The organism is Catellatospora sichuanensis, from assembly GCF_007483665.1.
GTDB lineage: Bacteria > Actinomycetota > Actinomycetes > Mycobacteriales > Micromonosporaceae > Catellatospora > Catellatospora sichuanensis.
Genome location: NZ_VIQO01000076.1, coordinates 1 through 1,232, shown reverse-complemented (window position 1 = coordinate 1,232; position 1,232 = coordinate 1). Strand labels below are relative to the sequence as shown.

Genomic DNA, 1,232 nt, shown 5'->3' with positions numbered 1-1,232 from the left:
ACGCCCACGGCAGCCTGGACCCAGCGCGCCGCCGTGCCGTCGGCCCGTACCGCACGGTGCTGATGGTCCTGCTCTACCTGCGCCACAACCTGTCGCAGACGCTGCTGGCCGAGCTGTTCGACTGCTCAACAACACCAGGAGGGGCGACGTTTGCCGCAGGTTCAGATCCCGGCCAGCCGCAGCACGTGATCGAAACCACGGTGTTGGGCAGGCGAACTCACCATCGGCAGCACAAGGGCCGGAATCCCGGCCGTCACGGAACCACCGTCGCCGCCGGGGTGATCTCCGACCATCAGCGTCCGGTCCGGCTGTGCGGCCAAGGCGTCGAGGGCGGTGCGCCAGATCCGCACGTCGGGTTTGACGAAGCCGACCTCGTAGGAGAGCACGAAGGCGTCGATGTAGCGGTCAAGCCCGTGCCGGACGAAGCATTTGCGGATGTCCCAGCCCACGTTGCTCACCACGCCGAGGCGGATGTCGGCGGCATGCAGCGCGGCGAGGGTGGGCGCCGTGTCCGCGTACGGCTCGACCGCTTCGGCGCGCGTTTCATGCAGCGCGCGCGCAAATGACGCGTTCACCCCGGGAATCTGGTTTAGCACGGCCAGAATCGCCTGATCCCAGACCTGAGGGTCGAGGTCCCGCGCGATGTGCGCGGGATCTGTAGCGGTCGCCCGTAACAACTCGGCGAAGTCGTCGGCGATGCGCTGCGCCTCACCAGGTGCCACCGTCCGCCCGATCATGGTCGCCGCGTTGCCGACCCAGCAGACCGGGTCGCTGGCGAACAGCGTCCAGGCGAAATCGAACAGGACAGTCGTCACACGAGGTGAAGGCACCAGGTCACCATAGAGCAACTGGACGATTCCCGTGGGCCATGATCCTCTTCACCGGTCGGGAAGATGGAGGTTCGGAGTGCTATTCGATCATGAGGTTCGGTAGATCTCGAGTTTCGTGATGGCGTCGAGGTACATCGGGAACCGGTCGAGCGGGCTGCGGTAGCCGGTGGCCAGCAGCCGCCAGTTCTTGAGGTGTGAGATGACGCGTTCGATGCTGGCGCGGTGGGCTGCGATGGCGCGGTTGTACTCGCGGGTCGACTCGGTCGGGGTCTGGCCTTTCTGTCTTCGGTGGGGCACGCACAGGCCGGTGCCGGTGTAGGCGGCGTCGGCGAAGCCGCCTGGTCCGCCGTCGGCGTGCAGCCGGCCTTCGAACCTGGTGGCGAGTCCGGACTCGCGCCAGGC

General features: G+C 67.0%; 2 protein-coding genes and 1 pseudogene. 1 reads left to right on the top strand and 2 read right to left on the bottom strand.

Annotation, left to right across the window (positions count from 1 at the left end; translation table 11 throughout):
- Positions 1 to 62: 62 nt before the first annotated feature.
- Positions 63 to 122, top strand: a pseudogene (locus FLL47_RS45350) (hypothetical protein); the annotation flags it as partial.
- A gap of 39 nt (positions 123 to 161) precedes the next feature.
- Here the strand turns inward: FLL47_RS45350 and FLL47_RS42570 are convergent.
- Complete coding sequence (locus tag FLL47_RS42570; protein ID WP_144128383.1) at positions 162 to 815, bottom strand: HAD family hydrolase; 654 nt, start codon at positions 813 to 815, stop codon at positions 162 to 164.
- 102 nt (positions 816 to 917) lie between these two features.
- The coding region (locus tag FLL47_RS42565) for a transposase family protein (protein ID WP_144128382.1) at positions 918 to 1,232 on the bottom strand (315 nt) is incomplete at its 5' end.